Genomic DNA, 21,971 nt, shown 5'->3' on the forward strand with positions numbered 1-21,971 from the left:
ACGAATTCATCCATGCTTAGATCTCGCAAAGCCAAAATTGTTGCCACTCTTGGGCCATCCAGTCAAACCTACAATGAAATTTTATCGCTGCACGAAGCTGGTGCCGATGTTTTTCGTCTCAATTTTTCCCACGGTACTCATGAACAGCATCGTCAAACCTATGAAATTATCCGTCAGATTGAAGAGACTGTCCAAAGCCCAATTGCTATTTTGGCTGATCTGCAGGGTCCAAAACTTAGAATTGGTCTGTTCAAAGAAAATGCAATAATCCTTGAACAAGACACCACTTTTATTCTCGATACCTATGCCGATCCTGGTGATCAAAATCGAGTTTATCTGCCTCATCCTGAATTATTTGCAGCGGTAATCCCTGGCATCGAGCTTTTGCTCGATGATGGAAAAATTCGACTCATCGTCGAGAGTTCAACGCCGCATCAAATTATCACTAAAGTTAAAAATGGGGGTAAACTATCGAATCGGAAAGGGGTTAATATTCCCGGTGTTTCCATTCCTATTTCCGCCATCACGGAAAAGGATAAGGCTGATCTTGAGTTTGCTTTAGACTTGGGGGTGGATTGGGTTGCTATTTCCTTTGTGCAACGTCCCGAAGACATTCTGGAAGCCAAAGATTTAATTGGCGGCCGTGCAAAATTAATTAGTAAAATTGAAAAACCCAAAGCAATGGAGCATCTGGTTGAGATTATTGGTTTGTCGGATGGTGTCATGGTCGCTCGCGGTGATCTTGGGGTAGAAATGGCACCGGAAGATGTGCCAACGGCGCAGAAAACAATTATCCGGGAATGTCGGGAAGCTGGAAAACCCGTTATTGTTGCCACCCAAATGTTAGATTCAATGATTCAAAATCCAGCGCCGACCCGAGCAGAAGCCTCTGACGTTGCAACCGCTATTTATGATGGTGTTGATGCAGTGATGTTATCGGCTGAATCGGCCAGTGGCCAGTTCCCTCGTGAATCTGTATCCATGATGAGCCGTATTATTAAACAGGTAGAGAATGACCCATTCTACCATAACTTGCTTCAAGTTTATCGACCGTCCATTCGTCCTAATATCTATGGGGCAATGACCGCCGCTGCCCGTCAAGTCGCACAAACGATTCCGGTTAAAGCAATTGTTACATTTACCGAAACAGGCAATTCAGCTTTACATGAAACGAGAGAAAGGCCCGCCTCTCGAATTGTTGCTTTAACGCCGCAAGTGGTAACGGCTCGGATGATGTGTTTGTTTTGGGGAACCTTGCCAATTTTATGTGAGCCTATTTCAAGCTTGGCTGACATGGTAAAAAAAGCCAGTGATCGCCTGGTTGCCAATAAAGTGGTAGACACCGGTGATCGGGTGATTATCCTCGCAGGGGTACCTTTTGGTCAGCAAAGTGGGACCAACATTATGCGTATTGTCGATATTAATTCTGAATACGGAGATAAATAGGAATAACCCCTTGTTAACCAACTTCCTCGTAAGATTAAAGATAAACGATCTTTAATACACGGTGACGATTGATACGGGATCGACTGTTAAAACAGATTGCAATTTTACTAGGAAGTGCTGAGGTATTTTCGTTATCATCAGTATAAGACATCAGAGGAGATTATTATGACAAATGCAACCCTGCCATCGTGGGACCTGACTGATTTTTACCAAGGACCAGACGATCCAAAAATTGAGCAAGATTTGGCAACGGCGCGTCAATTAGTGGATGCTTTTGTCCAAACCTATCAATGTCAGGCGGCAGGATCTCCCTTAAGGCTTCCCGCGACACTTTTACAATCCATCAAGGATTATGAAATGCTTGAAGACTTGATGGGTAAGCTTATAAGTTTTGCCTTTTTAAACTCAGCTACCCAATTGCAAAACACAAGCGCCCAACAATTTTTACAGCACATTCAAGAACAGATTACAGGGTTATCGGCAAAACTAGTTTTTTATAGCTTGGATATCGGTAAGCTTGAAGAATCCGTTTTGATACATGGATTTACCGAACTCCCTGGCTTAGATAAGTATCGGTCTTGGCTCACGAATGTGCGTCTTTATAAGGATCATCAATTATCCGAAGATCAGGAAAAATTAGTGATTGAAAAATCTATTACGGGACGTGCTGCTTGGAATCGGTTGTATGATGAGACCTTAGCCGGAATTAAGTTTGACTGGCAGGGTAAGAAAATCGGCATTAGCGAAATTGTCGATAAACTCAGCGATAAGGATGATTCGATTCGAGCCAAGGCAGCGCAATCTATGGCGGAGGGTCTGCAAAGCCATCTGTCGATTTTTACGATGGTGACTAACATTTTAGCCAAAGATAAGGAGATCGATGATCGCTGGCGGTGTTATTCCCATCCGGTTGCGGCGCGCAATCTGGCGAACCAGGTTGAAGACGAGGTTGTGGAGGCACTCGCCACGGCTGTCAAGGGATCTTATGTGAATTTGAGCCATCGCTATTATGCTTTAAAAGCAAAGTGGTTGGGTAAAGATAAGCTTGAGTATTGGGATCGCAATGCCCCCTTGCCGTCAGCTGAAGATCGCCTCATTGCTTGGGATGATGCAAAAGATATTGTCCACAAGGCTTATCGTCATTTTAGTCCCGAAATGGCTGAAATTGGTAAACGTTTCTTTGATAATGCGTGGATTGATGTGCCGGCCAAACCCGGCAAGCGGTCCGGAGCTTTTGCCCATCCAACAGTTCCCAGTGTCCATCCTTATTTGATGCTGAACTATCAGGGAAGATTGCGGGATGTCATGACGCTGGCCCATGAGTTAGGGCACGGCGTTCATCAAGTTTTGGCCTCTCATCAAGGCCCTCTTTTAGCAGAAACACCCTTAACGATTGCGGAAACCGCATCAGTTTTTGGCGAAATGTTAACCTTCCAATCCTTGTTGCAACAGTGCACAACCAATGATCAGAAGCGCAGTATGATCGCTGCTAAGGTTGAAGATATGTTGAATACTGTTATACGCCAAATAGCCTTTTTCGAATTTGAAAAACAAGTTCATACCCGACGTCGGGACGGTGAGTTATCGGCGGAAGAGTTAGGAAAAATTTGGATGCAAACGCAGCGTGATGCTCTGGGAGAAGCCGTCAATCTTGACGACTGTGTAACCCCTTACTGGGCCTATATCTCTCATTTTATCCATGCTCCCTTTTATGTTTACGCCTATGCATTTGGTGATTGTTTGGTCAATTCACTCTATGCTGTTTATCAGCAAGGCCATCCAGGATTTGCTGAAAAATACCTAACCCTGCTGCGAGCAGGGGGCAGCAAGCGTTATCCTGAGTTGTTGGCGCCTTTTGGACTGGATGCTAAGGATCCTGCTTTTTGGGACCGGGGGCTGCAGATGATTGCTGGCATGATTGATCAACTGGAAGACTTGTAAGAATGGATGATTCATCCTTCAGTGGACGCCTAAAACGCTATGCGCAAGTTACCTCTGCCATGACGGGTCTGGCCAGCCGTTTAATGGGGGAAAAGTATTTGGGAGTGACGATTGATCGGGATCGTCACGCAGAGGATTTGAAGAATCTTCTGGGAGGCTTAAAGGGTCCGTTAATGAAGGTGGCGCAATTCCTCGCGACCGTGCCAGGAGCATTGCCACGGGAATATGCGGATGAATTATTGGAACTCCAATCGAATGCGCCATCAATGGGATGGGCGTTTGTCCGGCGGCGGATGGCCAGTGAACTCGGTCTAAATTGGCTCAATAACTTTGCTGACTTTCAACAGGACGCAACGGCGGCTGCCTCGCTGGGACAAGTGCATAAGGCGTGTCTGACTACCGGTGAAGCGGTTGCCTGTAAGCTTCAATATCCGAATATGGAATCAGTTATTGATGCTGATGTGGCGCAACTCAATCTGATTTTGTCGCTTTATGAATCTTTTAATAATGCCCTGAAAACAGAGGCTATTCGTGAAGAAATAGAAGAACGTCTGCGCGAAGAGCTCAATTATTTAGACGAAGCAAAAAATCTAAAGATCTTTCAAGAGATTTTTAGGGACAAGCTCGATGTTCATCTTCCTAAGGTTTATGAGGCGCTCACGACAAAACGGCTGTTGACGATGCAATGGTTAGAGGGGAACAGCGTCCTTCATTATTGTGATGCCGACTCAGAATTTCGCAATGATATTGGTAAAAAACTGTATCAGGCGTGGTATCATCCCTTTTATTCTTATGGTTTGATTCATGGCGATCCCCATCCTGGCAATTATAAAATTACAGAAGATGGTCAGATTAATATTCTAGATTTAGGCTGTATTCGAAGCTTTTCGGGCAAATTTGTTTCAGGCGTTATTGAATTGTATCGCGCTTTACAAACCAATGATCAGGCGAGAGCTGTACACGCCTATGAAATATGGGGTTTTGAGAATCTTAATAAAGAAATTATTGAAATTATTTCAGAATGGGCAAAATTGCTCTATGAACCCTTGTTGGATGACCGTGTCCGTTTAATCCAAAGCGATTTAAAAGGAAAGGTGGGATGGGAAACTGCCGCCAAAGTTCATGACCAACTAAGCCAAGCCGGTGGAATTCGCCCTCCGAAAGAATTCGTTTTTATGGATCGAGCTGCCGTTGGAATTGGGTCGGTCATGATGCGCCTGGGCGTGCAACAGAATTGGCATCAATTGACGGAAGAGATGATTCAGGGATTTGAACCAACCAACCTAGAAGAGCAAAAAGCAAAAGTCTTTAGATTGGTTGAGGCGATCCCTGGCTAAATTCTAGCGTTATTCTTCAGTAGTCAGACGAGTCTCAATTCGTTTAAGAGGCTCGATTAAAGATTGATTGCCCGTCACGCCATTAAGTTGAGTCTGCAACGTTGTAAGAGTTGATAATACTTTAGCCTTTTCTACATCAACGGTATCGGCATTTTCATGCAGTTTATTCATAAGTGTTTCACCGTTTAGGGACCGCAAGCCACGTGTAAGGGAAGTGTGAATCACCGACATTGTATCTCCATACTGCTTTGAAGATTGGGGTGTTAAGAGATTCAGATATTTTACTTCGTCATTTTTCTGTTTCATTTCTTCCAGCTTAAGGTAGGAAGAAAGGGCTGCGTTCTTGATAATTGTTGGATCCGCTAGCATTTGTAGCAGCTGTGTGCAGATATCTCGGATCTGTATAAAATTTATATTTAAGGCGTTACGGTTAACTGCAGGCAGATTATTATTCACTCCTTCCATGGATAAAAGATTTGCTTTTATCAACGTGTTAGCCGTTTCTAATACCGTTTTAATATAATTTTCTAAGATGGCCGGTTGTTCAAAGGAATCAAGCACATCTATTATAGTGGTTGCTTCTAGCTGGAGATCATCTAATTTTTTTAATCCGTTCATTAACTCTACAGTGTTAATTTCCAGGGTAGATTTTACTTCTTCGTCAACATTAAAAGATTCTAAACTTTGGGAAAAAATCGTAGCAGCTTCCTTAACAACAGGGTCATTCGTATCTGCGGCATATAAGCATTGTAATAGGAACAAGGGTGTAAGAAGCTTTTTAAGGAACATGATACATTCTCAATTATAATGATGATACTCTGATAATTATACTGTCACTATCTTAAGTTTTAGTTAAGCTAATATATTTATGAAGAACCCTAATTATGGCCAATGTGCTTAAAGGATACCCAACGATTTAAGTGAGCTATGTCGTCCTTTACCAATAATGACGTGATCATGCAGCTTAACGCCTAAATCATTACCAATGCGTTGGATTTTTAAGGTGAGGTCAATATCGGCGCGAGAGGGTGTGGGGTCCCCAGAGGGATGATTATGGACCATAATTAAGGAAGAGGCACCCACCTCAAAGGCGCGTTTCATCACCTCTCGCGGATAAATGGGCGTATGATTAACCGTGCCAGTTTGTTGGATTTCATCACATAATACTTGATTCTTTTGATCTAGATAAAGAAGGCGTAATTGTTCTTTATCATCATACGCCATCGTTGCCGTGCAATAATCAATGACTTGCTGCCAGCTTTGTAAAACGCACTTACCATGAATATCTTGCTTTAAAGCCCGGCCAATCACTGCATATTGAAGTTTCAAAGCATGGATGACATTATCACCAACACCTTTAATTTCTTTGAGCAGGGGAATAGGGGCTGCCACGACCCCTAACAGGCCACCAAATCGATCAATGAGGGCTTTGGCCAGAGGTTTTGTATCGCTGCGGGGAATAACTTGAAAAAGAAGTAATTCTAAGAGCTCGTAATCAGCAAAAGCAGCGGCACCGACAGTATTAAATTTATCCTTAAGACGCTGTCGGTGGCCCTCATAATGAGACTTTGTCTCAGTTGCCAGAGAGGGTGAAGATTTCATAACCGTCTCTGGTTACTGCAATTGAATGCTCAAATTGCGCTGACAAAGATTTATCTTTTGTAACGGCTGTCCAGCCATCGTCCAAAACTTTGACCTGCCAGTTACCGGCGTTAATCATCGGTTCAATGGTAAAGAACATCCCTTCTTTCAACTCTAATCCCCGACCTGGTTTACCATAATGCATAACATTGGGGGCACAATGGAAAATGCGACCAATTCCATGACCACAGAAATCACGAACGACTGAAAATCCCTGCTTTTCAGCATAGGTTTGTATGGCATGGCCAATATCCCCTAACGTGGCACCGGGGCGCACAACCTCAATCCCACGCATCATGGATTCATAAGTGGCATCAATTAATTTGCGAGCCCTAAGCCCCACCTTACCAACGGTAAACATGCGGCTCGTATCACCATACCAACCATTTAAAATAACTGTCACATCAATGTTAAGGATGTCGCCATCCATCAGCTTTCGGCTACCTGGAATCCCATGGCATACCACATGATTTAAGGAGGTGCAGATTGATTTGGGATAACCACGATACCCTAAGGGCGCCGGGATCGCCTCATTTTTTATAATAAAATCATGGCATAGTCGATCTAATTCTTCTGTGGTGATGCCGATTTTGACAAACGGAGCGATATAATCCAGAGTTTGGGCTGCAAGCTTTCCAGCTGCCCGCATGCCTTCAAAGCCTTCAGCGCTGTTCAGAATGATTGTATTTTCATCAATATCATTAACGTCGTGATCATGGTCATGATCGCAGCAACCGTCATGATGGTGGTGGTTATGTTGAGTTTGAATCAGCATGGTTTAGCCTTTACTTAAATTTTCAAACGTTTATAAAATTTATCTATCTAACACCGTAGCGATTTCCCATCATTTTTTCAAGTCTTGCGCCGTCACGCTTTTAAAATGGCTTTTCCCCTAGCTTAGCCCAGGGTCTCGAGATTGCAGAAGTGATTTGCTTGTCATTTGGAGTTCCCGGCTCTTCGGCCGGGAAAAGAGGGCCGTGTCGTAGGCTTAATAAAATCTCCTTTTTCCGGACAAGCGTAGCGCGATCCGGAATCTAAAGATCGTTTGATAACTCCCTGTTAAGCTTGAGTTCCCGGCTCTTCGCATGGTCCTGGCGGACAAAAAAGAAAGAAAAGCTGGATTTATTTTCCTCTATCTAAAGCTGATCCAATCGTCCATTGGTTGTCCACAGAACATAACAGTCTATCGGAGTGTTAGGATAGAGAAAGGCAAGAGCTTGCTTATACCCCTTTAATTGCTGCTTAATAGAGGCAGAAATTTGATCGGCTGAAAGAGGGGGCGTCTGAGAGGATTTATAATCCAAGATCTTAATGATAGGTCCGAGCACAATCCGATCAAGGCGTATTAAATCACCGTTTGCTGTCATCACTTCAAGTTCTGCTACTGAATCCTGACCAAAAAAATCTCGCAAATTATCAGATTTTAGGAGGGTTAAAGTCGTTGTCAGACAATCTTGCTGGAGAGCTAAATCGTTGGTCATACCTTGTATCACTTGCATCCCCTTCTCTTGCCATAAGGATGGATGAAGCTCTGGCAAGATTTCGAGTAATTTATGAATAAGAATGCCGCGGTGGGCTTGAGCCGTCGTCGGCTCTTTATCCTCAATCGGTTTGAGTTGATGACTTAAATCCACAGTCGTGCTTAAAAAGTCAGGTAACATCGAAATATCGACTGATGAAAGGGCTGGTAAGTCTTGGGTGGAGGGAATTACAGAAGGGGCCCATTCTTCTTTTACCACTCCCTTATCCTCTAGAAGACTATACCAAGCATCTTTGGGTTGTTTGTCGCCATATCCCCCTATATAGAGATGATCTTGAGCGCGAGTCAGAGCCACGTATAGCAACCGTTTATCTTCAGCTTCTTCGTGCAATAGGTGGTCAGCTTTTAAGACCGCCGTAAGCTCTATATCTTGCGCTTTTGGGGGGGTGGCTAAGAGTAAGTTACACTGTTGATCAGTGTGGCGCCACAATATATTGCCTGTCGGACTTTTCGCATTAAATTTTTCGACTAGAATAACAACGGGCGCCTGAAGTCCCTTTGACCCATGAATTGTCATGATGCGGACTTCATTATGTTGAGTGTCAGCACTATCCCTTTTGAGTTCATAGCCTTGTGCCAAAATTTCCCCCATAACCAATTCTAAACTGGGGCTGATTTGATGGTCGAGCGTTAGCAAGAGATTTAAAAACTCACCCAACACATCTTCGGCTTCATGCGACAATCGGCTGAGAATACGTTTTTTGCCATCGAGCTTATGCAGAACATAAGAGAATAATTCAAAGGGTGATAGGTAATCTGTCTTATCTAAAACTTCCTTTAACCACTCATAGGCAGTTTGATAAGTGGGCGACTCACTGTGCTTGATCAATTCCATCCATAGGGAGCCTTGACGGTTCATTGACAGCATCATGAGGTCGGCATGACTTAACCCAATTAGCGGACTGGTCAACACGGCGGCTAGAGAGAGGTCATCGAGGGGTTGAAGTAAAAATTGACCTAAGCTCAACAAATCTTTGACGGCTAAATGAGTGGTCAGTAAAAAACGATCGGCACCGGCAATGGGGATGTGGCGCTGTTTGAGGCACCGAATAAGATGGTTAATAAAGTCCGATCGTTGTCGCACAAGAATTAGAATGTCTTTGGCTTGAATAGGCTGCTTTGTGGATGGTAAGATCATGCCGCTGTGGAGCAAGTGATCAATTTGCTGCGCTATTTGGTGAGCGTATTGTTGGTAAAGGCCGGTATCAACTATTCTAACAGTGGGCAGTGTCCACGGCGTCATATCACCTTTTTCTTCGTCCTCTGGTTTAATAAGGGCTGGCCATAAACAAACTTTACCGTGATGGTTTTGCCGGAATGGTGTGTGAACTAGATTGGATTCAGCCAAAACTTGTTCTTGCAGCGTTTTATCAGTGAAGACAGAATCAACAAGATTAAGAATTTGGGGGGTAGATCGGAAGGAAACGGATAAATCCACAGTGCGCCATGTTTGGCCGATGGCTTGGCTCTGTTGTGCAAAAAAGTGCTGCAACCGCACAAAATCATGGGGGTTTGCCCCTTGAAAACTATAAATGGATTGCTTGGAATCCCCCACCACAAATAAAGTTCGATTGGATTTGTCGGGCCTGAAAAAATCTTGGGTTAAAGCTTTGATGACATCCCATTGGGCAGGGTTGGTATCCTGGGCCTCATCAATCAATATATGATCAATTCCACCATCCAGTTTATAAAGAACCCAGGCTGCCAATTCTGGATCATTCAGCAGATTAATCGTCTTTTCGATCAAGTCATCATAATCGAGTGCTGATTCAATCAATTTCTGCTGTTGATAATGGTCATAAATTGCTGTTCCAAAAACAAACAAGATAAGGGATTTTTGGGCAATTTCTAATCGGTTTAACAGGTCATTGAGTTGATAAATCCGTTCAGCTTCGACCTCATGTTTAACGGCTGGCCTTTTAGAAATAGAGCCGTCAGCTGTGAGAAAAAGCCTGGCATATTGGTCATACAGCGCAACTCGCTCTTCAACCGAGCTTGCAAGCCATCGTTCTAAGATGGGGTTCGCTTTAACCTCAAGGCAGGCCAACAAGCCAGCCCGATTATACGTTCCCTCTTGCGATGCCTTGGCAATAAAACCCTCGCGGGCCTGTCGGTCTAGAAGAGTTAAGTGAGAGGGTAGGTCAAGTGTTACCTTAAGGTGATGATTATAGGAATCCAGGTTATGGTGACTTAGCTGGCGTAAGTTTCGGCGATGGGACAGTAAATCCTCTAAGGTTTCTTCAAATTTTTTGTCTTTATAATGAAGCGCTAAGAGATCGAATAGATCGGGATATTCTTGCGATTTTTGGTGCAACATTTTTGCGCTGGCGCGGTGTAATAAGGCAGCGGCCGTTGTATCATCCAGAATTGAAAATTGTGCCGGAATTCTGGCTTCTAACGGAAATCGTCCCAGAACTGTTTGGCAAAAACCATGGATTGTTTGGATTTTTATGCCGCTTGGTAGATCCAGGATCTGGGTGAATAAGCTGCGCGCCTTAAGATGTAGCGGTGGCGTCACAGGACCCTGCCATAAATCCTCGAGGCTTTGATGAAGCTGTGTATCATCCATCTGTACCCAAGAACTGAGACGGTGGAAAAGACGGGTTTGCATTTCAGCCGCTGCCGCCTTGGTAAATGTTAAGCACAGGATTTTGGAAGGATCTTCGCCGCTGAGCATAAGATTTAAGAGCCGATCGGTCAGAACTTTTGTTTTACCTGTACCGGCTGAGGCGCTTACCCAAGCGCTAACGTGGGGGGAGGCGGCAAGTTTTTGGGGATAACTGGGATTGGCATCAACAGCGATCATGAATTCCATTCCTCTAAGCGGGCGAGTTGACTATAATCGCGGTTCTTAAGCTTTGACTCTCCCCAGGGATTACAGAGGTAAGGTGTCGCTGACATTAAGAAATGCTGCAAAAGGTTTTTGAGTCCCTGCTCTGTTGACTCCACTAGAAGATTAATATCTTTCAAGTTAACCACAGCGCCCCCATCTTTACCTCCCTTGAGATGCCAGTATTCAAGATTGGATAAAGAGTGATTGATTAAGGGAGGGAATCCATTGTTGGCAAGCAATAATGCCTCGATGGCCAATTGCGGTGATAGTCCTGCTATAATATCGCCTTTCGTGGGCAACGTTGAGCCGGTCTTATAATCCAGAATAATGGCTTGTCCATCCCTGACGTCAATCCGATCGGCAATCGATGTAATGGTTGCAGATCGCCGATGACCATAATTGAAGTCAAGCGTTCCTTCAATTTCGGTGAAGGTATAGTCTAATTGGCGTTTACGCCATTCATTAACGAGCCAGTGAGCAACACTGGTAAAGCGTGGCCACCAAAAATGCTGTACGTAGGGATCCGCTATAAAAGGAGCAAACGTTTTTTCACCACAGTCGATAAGTTTATCTAAATCAATCTGATTGCCATACAGGCGATGGTAAAGATCAAGGCCTTCATGGATTAAATTACCCAGGTCACGGGAATCTAAGTCTTCATCAGGGACATCAAGTTTGCGTAATTTTAAGATGCGACGGGCATAGTAACCAAAAGGATCGCGCATCAATTGTTCAATGTCGGTTGTGGAAAAATGGACCGGTCGTTTGTCTAAAGGGGGACAGGGTAATGGTTCGGCTGCTGGTTCAATTTTTTGCGGCGCATCTAGTTTTTCCGCCCACTCTTTAAGTTGTTTCCCGTCATCAAGCTTGATTTTATGAATGGATAATAGGGTTTCTAAGCGTAACCACCAACGACTCGGGACTGTTGCCGTGCCACTTTTTCTCATGCTTCGAGTAAGCATAGCCTGAGGGGCCGAAAATCCAAGGCAAAAGTCATGGGCTGACAAACCGATGCGCCGTAAGGGATCGGGGAGTCCTAAATCCAAGCGCATTTGACGATTTAACCACGGATCGCTGGCAAGATCTTGCGGCCAGGTTCCCTCATTTAATCCCGCCAGAATCATCAGCGGGGCATGGGCCTGTCTGGCTTCGAGAGCACCCAAGATACGAACGGGGCTGCCGATTCCTTGTCGATCATGAACGAGTTCTTGGTTCATTAATTGAGGCAAGAGATCCCGAAATTCTCGTCCGTTCAGCGGCGGATAAAAGTCACCATGGGGCTTTAAAGAGGCAAAATAATCAGCAGCTCTCTGACCATCGGCTTCTCCCCAGAGTTTTTCTGGCGCACACAAAATTTCTGCTATTTTTATAAGATCATCCAGATGTTCTGTTAATGATTTCTTGGACGAGTGATCTGTTAGGACCATGTCTTTTAAAAAGCCCTCATACCATTCTCGATCCTCCTCTTTCACATAGTCAGCTGAAAGAAGGTTGGGTTGGCGTCGCCGACGTAACTTTAAATCCAATTGGCGCACATGATTTAAATGAGCGGCTCGATTAAGATGCCGATAACAGAGGGGGTGTTTTAAGAGGGCTAATAATCCTCGCGGTGTTGGTTGGCTGCGGAATTGAGTAATTAAACATAAAAATGTCCCCACCACGGTTTTAGTTAAGGGCGTCCCTTGGGACGTATTGGCAATAATATTCCAGCGCTTGAGTTGGGATTGGAGTCGGCGGGTTAATTCCATGTCGGGTGTAATGACAATGATGGATTCAAGACCTTCCGCAAGGCTTTGGCGGATTTTTAAGGCAATTATGAGGGCTTCATGACCTGTATCTCGGCATTCCACCATGGAGAGATTAGAGATAATATCTTGTTGCTCTGCAGCTGATAATGGTTGCGCCATATTAATAACGGGCGCCATGGCTTGTTGTAAGAGTTTGCCGCGAGCCTTTGCTGGCGCTGCAAGGGTTACCCACGGTCTAATATCAAGACTCCCTAAGCGATCAACAAATTGATGCAGCGTGTAAAGGGGATGGGTGGAGGGTGGTAAGTCTTCTGATAAAGCCTCAAAGCCTGGTAAAACAATATTCCCATTTTGGAAATTAAGGATTGCTTTGGCGAGATCTGCTGTGGCGGGACGGGTCGCTGTCGTTCCTGCCAAAATAACGGGATAGTCCGGCGCCCACTGCTGGGCCAAAACTCTCAGATTATCCCGTCGTCTTTGGGCGCTATCGATCATGCCATAATCTTGTAAGATAGATGGCCAATAGTCGGTGATAATTTTTAAGAAATCCAGCGTGATTTGCCAATGTTGAGCAAATTGGGTGCCGACCAGGGTTTGTAGGCGCGCTATGTCACCATCAGAGGTATGAATCTCGTCCAATAAGGTCATCAATTCTTTGGCCAAGTTTAAAGCGGTCGCAATTGAAGTTTGTTCTTTCTTTAAGATCAATTGGCTCAATAACCCCAATTGTTGGGCAGCAGGCATGGCTGGTCGTAAGACGGGCGCAATAAATCCAGGGACAGTTGGTTCCTGTTCAAGGTCAGCTAAAGCGATAATACGGGGGAGAATTTGACTGTTGCGGCGTTGCTGAAAAGCTTCTTTTAGACCTAAGCAGCCGCGCCGGGTTGGTAGAATAACGAGAGTTTTTGCCAATAAAAGAGGGTTGGAGCTAAATCTTTGCATGATCCCATCTGCCAAGGTTTCGAGGAACGGCTGGCCAAAAGGGATCGTGAAAACTTTAGCCATGGGCCAACCTGTGGCGTAAAGATTCAAGGGCGTCTAAAGTTCCGACATCCGACCAAATCCCCTCTAAAACAATAGCTTTTAGTCTGTTGTTATGATGGGCTTTGCGATACAGATCGACAATCGAAAAAGCGCCAGGCGGACAATTCTCAAAAATTCTAGGGTGCAGTAATTGGATGCCGGTGTAAATATAAGGGGCAGGAGATCCGGCGGGGCTAAATGTTGGGGTTAAGGTGGCCTCATTCCAGAAAAAATCGCCTGGACCTGCAAAGTTTAACGCATTCTTGTGGGATACTAAAACTAACAAAGCATCCATGGTTTTGTCATCCCATGTTTGCTGTAAATCATCTAAAATATTGCCCGAGGTTTCTTGCCACCAAATGTCAGAATTTAAGCTAAAGAATGGCTGGTTGTTAAAGTGAAATAGAGCATTGGCAATGCCTCCCCCGGTTTCTAAAAGTTCTGATTCATGGGAAATGATAACCGACGTATCTTTTAAGTAAGAGGCGATTTGGTCAGATAGATAATGTGTGTTAATGACAATTTTATCCAGCTGGCGAGGCAACAATCGATTAAGAATATGCTGCAATAGAGGGGTGTCATTTAATGTGATCAAGGGTTTTGGTGTCGTCAACGTCAGGGGCTGCAAGCGTTTGCCCATTCCTGCAGCCAAAATCATGCTTTGCTTAATCATGCTTGACGTCTCGCACAGTAATATTCTGGTTGAACCAATTTTTGATTTTCGCTAATTCGGGATGATTCAAATTCTTGTCTAAAAGTCGCCAGATTCTAGGGATATGATTTAAATAGTGAGGCTTGTTATCGCGTTTGGCTAGACGTACAAAAAGTCCTAAGATGCGGGTGAGACGGCTGGCACTAACCATATAGGTAATGGTGCGCTCCATGGTTCCTTCTTGAAATTGTGAAAATGCTTGACTATAGCGCTGCCAACAATTGAGCTCAATGTCCGGAGCGATATCCATTCGTACATCGTCAATTAAGGAAACAAAATCATAAACCATGGGACCCCAGCGAGCATCTTGGAAGTCCAATAAGCCACATGCTTTCGTCTGGGGCCGGTCTTTGATATAAATTAAATTATCAACGTGGAAGTCCCGCAATATTAAGGTTTTGGGCAGGGTATCAGCCCTTTCGAACACTTTCAACCATACTTTTTCAAATTCAGATCTCGCCTTTGCCGGCAGCTGATGGCCGTGAGTTGCTGGATAAAACCAGTCAACGAATAAGAAGACCCCATCCATAAATTGACGGACCGAATAGTCTTCAATCATGTCTGGCTTGCTATGAAATGTTTGTGCCAAAGCAACCAGGGTCTCGGTTGCAAGAGTATATAAAGCGGGGGCTTGTTCAGGGTTTGCTTTAAGGACGTTGGTAAATGTGTCATCGTGTAAGTCTTCCAAAAGGATAAATCCATCCGATAGATTGTGACCGATGATTTGGGGAGCAGAAAAACCATTATTCGTCAAAAGAGTAGCGATATCGATAAATTGTTTAGGCTTTTCAGAAGCCGGTGTGTTCATCAAAACAAATGTATCCGGTTGCCGGTTTAACCGGAAGTATTGGCGTGGTGAGGCGTCTCCCGCAAGAAAGGTCATAGTAGCGGTTGCCAAGCCATGATCTTTTAAGAAGTCGTGTAATGCGTTTTTCATATTATAAGCAGTTAAAGTCAATGTGTACAGCTCCGTGGCATTGCATTTCAATGGTGCGACTTAAGTCTGCTGCAAATGTGAGTCGAAGATCAAGTCGATTTTCAGGTAAAAAATGCCCGAGGCGTTCTGGCCACTCAATTAAACAGATTTTATCATAAAAAGCATCAAGCAGTCCAAGCTCTTCTATCTCATCGATCGCCTTAAGCCGATAAAGATCGCAGTGCCAGATAGAACCGTGGGAAGATGCATATTCCTGTATGATCGTAAAAGTTGGGCTAGGGACATGGACAACATGGGGGCAAAGACTGCGAATTAAAGCCCGACAGAATGTGGTTTTGCCAGCTCCTAAATCGCCCCACAGACAAACGGTAATAGGGGATAGTAAATGGACACTTAGATTAGCAGCAATTTGACTAAGGCGTGTTTCGGATACTTTTTGAAAGGTATGCATTAAACTATTTACCAACAGGATAATATTGTTTATACCTTAAAAATATTGCGAAGTCCGTGACTTATGCAAGAAAAATGGGTACAGTAGATAGTGAAATAATATGAGCCCAGAGGTCTCTCGGTGTGCGGGACGGTTGTTGATCGATGTCTGTAACATCCTGATGATGGTATTTTCTCGAGCGGCTCTTTAATGTATAATCGTTGTTATTGCCCTTGAGGAAACCGTTGTCATGCAGACAAAAGAAAAATTATCAGTCATCCAAATCTCTGACACGATGCGGGAGACTACACCAGATACGATTCCCAATACAATTTCCAATCCAATTCCCACTTATCTCAAATCTCTGCCCACGTCTACCTATTCTTGCCTAGTCGTCAATTTGGACCATGTGGCTGCCAATTACCGTAGACTTGCTGAGGAAGCTAAAACGGCTGAATGTGCAGCTGTTTTGAAAGCTGATGGTTATGGTATGGGCGCCGTTCCTATAGCGTTACGGCTGCATCAGGAAGGCTGTCGGTCGTTTTTTGTTGCCTTTGCTCATGAAGGGGTTGCCTTGCGTGAAGCTTTTGTGGATAGGGGCTTAGATGCCCATATTTATATTCTCAATGGGTTTTTCCCCGGGGCAGAGGGGACATATGCAGAGTTTCATTTAATTCCCGCCTTGACGGATTTGGATCAAGTGGATCGATGGCAGGCTTTTTGTCATATGACAGGACGAAAGCTACCAGCAGCGTTGCATATTGATACGGGAATGAGTCGTACAGGCTTGCCAAGTAAAGAGTATATGGCCTTGGCGAGTAATCCTGAGTTGTTGGATGGAATGGATCTAAAGCTTGTTTTAAGTCAAATGGCTTATAGTCACGATGAAAATATGACTTTTAGCATCCAGCAGCGTCAACGATTTGATCAAGCCATTCGACATCTGCCCAAGATGAAGGCGAGCCTCGCCAAGTCGGGTGTTATTTTTCTTGGTCCTGAATTCCATTATGATATGGTGCGTCCTGGTATTGCCCTCCATGGAATTAATCCCATTAATGAAAAAGCTAATCCCTTGCAGCAGACGATGGAGTTATGGGGCCGGATTTACCAGATTCAAGATGTGGTTGTGGGTCAAAGCATTGGTTATTCTCAAACCTTTGTCGCCGCGAGTGCACGGCGGGTGGCAACCATTGGTGTGGGTTATGCGGATGGCTATCCATGGGTCCTGGGCAATAAAGGGCAGGTGGATATTGCTGGTTACAAAGCCCCTATTGTTGGCCGAGTTTCCATGGATGTTATGACCGTCGATGTGACTGATATTCCAGAAATTCATTTAGAGATGGGAGGATGGGTGCGTTTAATGGGGGGCGATATTTCAGTTGAATCCCTTGCGAAATTAGCTGGAACTGTTCCTTATGAAATTCTGCTGCGGATGGGCAAAAGATTTCGACGCGTTTATCTCCAATCTTAATGAATCTCCTCTCGTGGGGGTGGACCCCTTCCTATAAGATAATTCTTTCATTCCACGGAGTAATAAATTGGGATTGAGGTGTACTGTTACTCTGCAAAGGTCATCTTAATTAAAAAACAAGGGCTTGGAACATCGTTTTGACTCAAAATTTACTGTGAGAGAAAAGCCGTGCTGCAAAAATTTTGAAGTCAAACATTCACCCAGAACAGGGTTCTCCATAACTGATTTTTTAAGGAGGAGTGACCTCTATTTTTTTCTCTTGTAAGGTTATCTTGATGAAGATAGTCTATTTTTTAGGAGGGGAAATGGTAGCGAAGGAGGGATTTGAACCCCCGACACGCGGATTATGATTCCGCTGCTCTAACCAACTGAGCTACTTCGCCACATTAGGATATCCATAATATAGCGGTATCTCTTATCGTTGTCAAAAAAAAGTATTATGAATGTGGTAAAAACTTGACATTTCAACTAATGGTTGTTATTTTGCCTCGTGTAAACTATAAATTGTTTTAGGTGAGTTATGCCGTTTCAGAGTTTTCCAAGTATGAATGTTGCTATTCGATGCCGTAATGGGTCTAAAATCAAAAGACTTTTGCTTGCATTGGGGATTGTGGGTGAAAATTTTGACAACCAGTTACGACAGGATTGGCATATTATTATCACAGATCAAGAATTATTTGAAACAATTCCCTCTAAGTACTTAAGGATTGTTTTATCTGACCGTCCTTTAAGGAGTAGTAATGGGCAAGTTATCCGTATTCCGCAGACTTTAGACTTAACAATGCTCTATTTTGCTCTTGTGAATGCTGCCAAAACTCTCGGATTGCAGCATGCCCCAGCTTATTAGGGTTGTTACTCAGCGTTTGTCACCTTGAACCTCGTTTTAGGGTATGCCATAAACACTGTTGAACTAAAAATTTTCTTAAACCGCCTCTCTAAAGACGGGGGGTTTTGAAAGGCCTCAACTATAAAAAATGATTCTTGCGGAGAGGATGGTTGAGGGAATATAAAGAGCACCCGGGAGAGGGAGAGAAGTATTTTTACAAATTGAACAAGCTTTATAATCTCCTTGATATTTCCTTTGTTAAAGGTAAAGTCATTTTAATTTTTGGTTTGTTCGCTTAGAAAAACTGATTTTTAGTTTGACAAGAGGGGGTGTCAGCTTTAAATTGTTTATATCCGGAGAGGTGGCCGAGTGGCTTAAGGCAACGGTTTGCTAAACCGTCATACGCCGTAAGGTGTATCGAGGGTTCGAATCCCTCTCTCTCCGCCATAAACTAAAAGCCCCTGAAGTAAGTATTACTTTAGGGGTTTTTAGTTTATCGATGAAAAGTGGGATGAGAACCCGTTAAAGAGGGTTCGACAGCGAGGCGTTGCGGCGCGCGGTTAATAGTAAGATCATTTTTTATGGATGCATAGAACTTTTCATCGGTAGGGATCGTCATAAAAAATAGCCTTCTTTAGAATTTTAAAATACACGCCCCCTCCTTAGATTCTAAACTTAGAAGGTAGAATCTACTGCATTTAAGGAATTAATCTGCTATATTTAATCGCCTTAGGTGGAACAAACTTTGACAAGATTATCAACAAAATAGCCTAAATAGGCATTCTCTTTTCTAATAAGTCGGCCCCCGATCAAATGGTTTTACCCTCTTCATTCGAGCCGACCCCCATTAAGATTTTAAATAAAGGCTCATCCATAAGGTGTATCTCCCGAGTGTTTAGTTTTCATTAACCTCTTTGTACAGGTCATTCAATCGGTCTTTCTTCCTCTCAATTCCATGGTCTGCTGCTTTTTTAAAATAGGTGAAGGCTTGGTGCTCATCTTTCTGAGTACCTTTGCCATTTTCATACCAGCAAGCAAGTAGATTAAGGGCATTTCCATCAAGCTGTTGAGCGGCTAATTTCAAAAGATAGATCATTTCTTTAGCAATTTCTTCCTTGTATTGTGAAGGAGTGGAATTGTGAAAAAGTTTATTGGCAATTTGAAAAATTACGGGGGAAGGATATTTTTCTACTACTCCATCAAGCAGATAAAATCTTCCTTGCTTAATCAATTCAAAGGCATAATTGATAACATTATTAAATGGGACTTCAATTCTTACTTTCGTCTAGGTATTTTAAAATGGTACTATCCGAAAAAGGGACATTAAATTTTAAAAAATGCCCCACATGGGGTAAATATTACGACATACTTGCAACTTTACAATGGATCCGCTTTTTGAATATTTTTTAAGTACTCACGCTACCACGAGGGGCGTAAGATTTTCATCCCCACCAACTTGAAATACCAGTTGATTCCAATAGGGAATAAAGATTTTTACTCACTGTTTCAACAGGCGATCCATCCATTTGATCCATTTGCTTCTCAATCTTTGCGAACCCATCAATTAGAGAGAGTTCTGGATGCTCTGATGGAGCAAACAGAAATGGAAATTGTTGGTGGGAGGACGACTTAAATATCTCTAAAAAAGTTCTCGTTTGAGACGTGCGACTGCCAAAAGAAGTCAGCGTTTTAGTCACAAGGCTTCGGTTATTATATAAGTCTTCAATAGCAGTTAAAGTTGCAAGGGTACATTTATAAACACTTTCTTGATAAGTGGTTGTTAGGGTTATCGGGCTAAATGGTGTATCACTAACATAGAGAGTTATTGTTTTATGGATATCAAAGGTTCCTTCAAAAAAATGCGTCACCAGCTCTTTCAGGTCTTCTATGGGCAGTGGGTGAGTGATTTTCTCGAGAAATAAAGACGGGCAATATTGAAAAAAGAGCGTATGGCTATCAGCCAAACACTGGGCAAGGTAAGATTCAATGTCAGCTTTAATTCTATTGGCTACCAGGTGATCAGGAAAAAACTTTTGATAATCCTCATGCAATCGAAGACTATTTTTAATAATTTTTTTCGTTATTTTATAGATTTTTTGTGGTGTATTGATCTCTTTAGAAAGTAAAGTAAGGTCTTCCGTTAAAAATGAACAGCTGTCCTGGTAGAACTTGGCGAGATAATCATGGTCAATGCTATAATTGATGTTAAATCCAATTTGTTTCTTTGCTTCAATCAACTCTTCTTTAACAAATAAGTCTAAGGATGGGTGAGTAAGTTGGTTGAGGAGACAAAAATAAAATTTTTTGCGTTTCCAGGTGCGTAGTGTATCAGGAATAAAGGTTTCATCTGCCAAGCTGTAATTTTGTAAACGCTGTAAGTCGGTTGTTACAGAGGACTGATTGATGGAACTATGTAAAATTGGTTGTAACAAACCATAACCTATTCGCAACAGTTGATCCCGATAATAATTGTCTAGAATAAATAAAAATGCGTAATATTTTTTCTGATCTTTAGAGTCTACGTCATCAAGGGAGGTTAATCCCATGATTGTTGGCCCTATTTTTTCCATATTCTGCATAAGGTTTTCGATACCTGCTTTGATGCGGGCGTGGAATTCTTCTCGATGTTGCACAATATTGTGGGGATGCTTAGCTTCTAGATTTTTTTTAATCCACAGGAGTGTCTTCTGAATTTCTATGGAAACTTGTATTTCGATCAATTCATAGTGTTCTGGGGAGATTACAATAAAATTACTTTTCTCTAATTTCCTTTCCAAATACTTAGATAGGTCCATTTTAACAAGTTTTAGACCTTGGTGTTGAGGTAAAGATGGTGAGGACGCCAGGGTCGGCGTTTGATAAATATAAGGAGCATTAATGTCATCAAAATAAGAGTCATCCTCAGAGTCATAAGCGTGTACGGTCAAAACTAATTGAATTAAATTTAAGAAATATAGCTTCATCGATCACCTCTACTTAATTTTTCAACAATTATTATCTTGGGCGAAAGGGGAATCTAGACCGTATTTTAAACAGCAGAGGCAATATAATATAAAGCGCCTGTTGTAGCGGATGTTGTTAAAAGGATCCATCCGGGTGGCGTTAAGGCGGAAGGTAAAACGGCTGTAAAATAGGCGATGGTATAATAAGTCGTCACGGCAGTACCCACACTGGTGGAGATGTTAAACCCTACCTTAAACCATTTTAGAATTTGCATAAGACTATGAGCATGGGAGTGCGTCATTTCAGTTTTCCAGTGCTTTAATTTCTGCATCATATTTATCAAGTGGTCCTCGATTTTAATCTGACCGTTCTCTAGCCCATGCAGCTGGATTCCTTGATCATGAAGAGCAGGTAATAATGCTTTCAGCATTTGATTATTCTCTGCTAAAAGGGTAGCCATTATGTCTATTTTATCTTTTAAATCTTTATTTTCTTGAGTAAGACTGGCAAGTTCTTCTTCGAGACTTTTCGACGATTCTCGCGGTAAAGTGGGCGCTGGTTTTAAAAGTTGGAGTTGTTGAAGCTGTTCGGCAGGCATTGTTTCTTCTTCCTCTGTCTCTGCGACAGAAGTCTGATAAGGTAATGAAGATGGTTGAATCAGTCGTTTAAAATAGAGGGCTAATGGATTGGTTTCCTCTATAGAGCTTGGTGTATTGAAAGTTTCTTCTGTGTACGGAGCACTCGTCTGCGGAAAAGGAGAATGAGAAGCTTGGAAGTAAGAATAGTCAGGATAAGAGGGAGGGATTTGGTTTGGCTCTAAAGCACCCAAAGAAAAGAGGGAAAGTAACAACATTATTAACTTCATGACTGTCCTCATAAGATTATTTTAAATTTATTCTAAAATTTGTAACTTATTCTCATTTTAGAGTAAAACTCCTTTTACCGTTCTGTCAAAGTAAAATAAGTCGATTTAAAATTTAGTTATGCCTTCTATGGTATAGACGTCTTATATAAAAATATTGAATGCTTAAAGAAAATTTTTTGACCATTCCGTATAAGTTTAGATTTTCAACCATTTTCTTTTTATCTTTCCCTATCCACAATAGACAGAGGGAAAGGGGCGGCTGAAATTGCCGACCCCTC

General features: G+C 42.9%; 17 protein-coding genes and 2 tRNA genes. 6 read left to right on the forward strand and 13 right to left on the reverse strand.

Translation table 11 applies throughout. The annotated features are described in order from the left end of the window. Positions 1 to 12 precede the first annotated feature (12 nt). From pyk to ID47_RS10865, 3 genes are all read left to right on the forward strand, one after another. Positions 13 to 1,446 carry a pyruvate kinase gene (gene pyk / locus ID47_RS10855; protein WP_038466506.1) on the forward strand — a complete coding sequence of 478 codons (1,434 nt, stop codon included), beginning with the start codon at positions 13 to 15 and terminating at the stop codon, positions 1,444 to 1,446. A gap of 165 nt (positions 1,447 to 1,611) precedes the next feature. Then, a complete protein-coding gene (locus ID47_RS10860) occupies positions 1,612 to 3,387 on the forward strand; it encodes a M3 family oligoendopeptidase (RefSeq protein WP_038466508.1) in 1,776 nt (591 codons plus the stop codon). Between the two features lie 2 nt (positions 3,388 to 3,389). Then, positions 3,390 to 4,724: an ABC1 kinase family protein gene (locus tag ID47_RS10865; RefSeq protein ID WP_038466511.1), complete on the forward strand. Its 1,335-nt coding sequence runs from the start codon at positions 3,390 to 3,392 to the stop codon at positions 4,722 to 4,724. Between the two features lie 9 nt (positions 4,725 to 4,733). Here the strand turns inward: ID47_RS10865 and ID47_RS10870 are convergent, their stop codons facing one another. The 8 genes from ID47_RS10870 to tsaE form a co-directional block, all read right to left on the reverse strand. After that, positions 4,734 to 5,513: a hypothetical protein gene (locus ID47_RS10870; RefSeq protein ID WP_038466514.1), complete on the reverse strand. Its 780-nt coding sequence runs from the start codon at positions 5,511 to 5,513 to the stop codon at positions 4,734 to 4,736. Between the two features lie 108 nt (positions 5,514 to 5,621). Continuing rightward, positions 5,622 to 6,326, reverse strand: coding sequence for a RadC family protein (gene radC / locus ID47_RS10875; protein ID WP_051908855.1), 705 nt, complete (start codon positions 6,324 to 6,326; stop codon positions 5,622 to 5,624). Beyond that, positions 6,298 to 7,014, reverse strand: a complete 717-nt coding sequence (gene map / locus ID47_RS10880) for a type I methionyl aminopeptidase (RefSeq protein WP_051908910.1) — start codon at positions 7,012 to 7,014, stop codon at positions 6,298 to 6,300. Before map ends, radC begins: the two co-directional genes overlap by 29 nt. A 487-nt stretch (positions 7,015 to 7,501) precedes the next feature. After that, on the reverse strand, positions 7,502 to 10,711 hold the full coding sequence (locus ID47_RS10885; RefSeq protein WP_038466517.1) for a UvrD-helicase domain-containing protein: 3,210 nt from the start codon (positions 10,709 to 10,711) through the stop codon (positions 7,502 to 7,504). Further along, positions 10,708 to 13,491, reverse strand: coding sequence for a PD-(D/E)XK nuclease family protein (locus ID47_RS10890; RefSeq protein WP_038466520.1), 2,784 nt, complete (start codon positions 13,489 to 13,491; stop codon positions 10,708 to 10,710). Before ID47_RS10890 ends, ID47_RS10885 begins: the two co-directional genes overlap by 4 nt. Next, positions 13,484 to 14,182, reverse strand: a complete 699-nt coding sequence (locus ID47_RS10895; RefSeq protein WP_038466523.1) for a nucleotidyltransferase family protein — start codon at positions 14,180 to 14,182, stop codon at positions 13,484 to 13,486. The genes ID47_RS10890 and ID47_RS10895 overlap by 8 nt, the downstream gene beginning before the upstream one ends. Beyond that, positions 14,175 to 15,158 carry an aminoglycoside phosphotransferase family protein gene (locus ID47_RS10900; protein ID WP_038467797.1) on the reverse strand — a complete coding sequence of 328 codons (984 nt, stop codon included), beginning with the start codon at positions 15,156 to 15,158 and terminating at the stop codon, positions 14,175 to 14,177. Before ID47_RS10900 ends, ID47_RS10895 begins: the two co-directional genes overlap by 8 nt. 1 nt (position 15,159) lies before the next feature. Next, a complete protein-coding gene (tsaE, locus tag ID47_RS10905) occupies positions 15,160 to 15,609 on the reverse strand; it encodes a tRNA (adenosine(37)-N6)-threonylcarbamoyltransferase complex ATPase subunit type 1 TsaE (RefSeq protein WP_051908857.1) in 450 nt (149 codons plus the stop codon). Between the two features lie 229 nt (positions 15,610 to 15,838). Here tsaE and alr point away from each other — a divergent pair, with 229 nt between their 5' ends. Then, complete coding sequence (gene alr / locus ID47_RS10910) at positions 15,839 to 17,059, forward strand: alanine racemase (RefSeq protein ID WP_051908858.1); 1,221 nt, start codon at positions 15,839 to 15,841, stop codon at positions 17,057 to 17,059. Positions 17,060 to 17,365: 306 nt separating this feature from the next. On the opposite strand, the gene ID47_RS10915 is transcribed toward alr, so the two are convergent. After that, a tRNA-Met gene (locus tag ID47_RS10915) sits at positions 17,366 to 17,442 on the reverse strand. Between the two features lie 137 nt (positions 17,443 to 17,579). On the opposite strand from ID47_RS10915, the gene ID47_RS10920 reads away from it, so the two are divergent. Both ID47_RS10920 and ID47_RS10925 read left to right on the forward strand, forming a co-directional pair. After that, positions 17,580 to 17,906 (forward strand): hypothetical protein, encoded by a 327-nt coding sequence (locus tag ID47_RS10920; RefSeq protein ID WP_198022297.1) that lies wholly within the window; start codon positions 17,580 to 17,582, stop codon positions 17,904 to 17,906. Positions 17,907 to 18,240: 334 nt separating this feature from the next. Continuing rightward, positions 18,241 to 18,332: transfer RNA gene (locus tag ID47_RS10925), tRNA-Ser, on the forward strand. A gap of 46 nt (positions 18,333 to 18,378) precedes the next feature. Here ID47_RS10925 and ID47_RS13745 read toward each other — a convergent pair. The 4 genes from ID47_RS13745 to ID47_RS10940 all read right to left on the reverse strand — a co-directional run bounded on the left by ID47_RS13745 (position 18,379) and on the right by ID47_RS10940 (position 21,693). Next, positions 18,379 to 18,504, reverse strand: a complete 126-nt coding sequence (locus tag ID47_RS13745) for a hypothetical protein (RefSeq protein WP_269516645.1) — start codon at positions 18,502 to 18,504, stop codon at positions 18,379 to 18,381. A gap of 276 nt (positions 18,505 to 18,780) precedes the next feature. After that, on the reverse strand, positions 18,781 to 19,116 hold the full coding sequence (locus tag ID47_RS13325; RefSeq protein ID WP_038466530.1) for an SEL1-like repeat protein: 336 nt from the start codon (positions 19,114 to 19,116) through the stop codon (positions 18,781 to 18,783). 211 nt (positions 19,117 to 19,327) lie between these two features. Continuing rightward, on the reverse strand, positions 19,328 to 20,848 hold the full coding sequence (locus ID47_RS10935; protein ID WP_038466534.1) for a hypothetical protein: 1,521 nt from the start codon (positions 20,846 to 20,848) through the stop codon (positions 19,328 to 19,330). Between the two features lie 65 nt (positions 20,849 to 20,913). After that, positions 20,914 to 21,693, reverse strand: coding sequence for a hypothetical protein (locus tag ID47_RS10940; RefSeq protein WP_038466537.1), 780 nt, complete (start codon positions 21,691 to 21,693; stop codon positions 20,914 to 20,916). Positions 21,694 to 21,971: the final 278 nt, after the last annotated feature.

Source organism: Candidatus Paracaedibacter acanthamoebae (genome assembly GCF_000742835.1).
GTDB lineage: Bacteria > Pseudomonadota > Alphaproteobacteria > Paracaedibacterales > Paracaedibacteraceae > Paracaedibacter > Paracaedibacter acanthamoebae.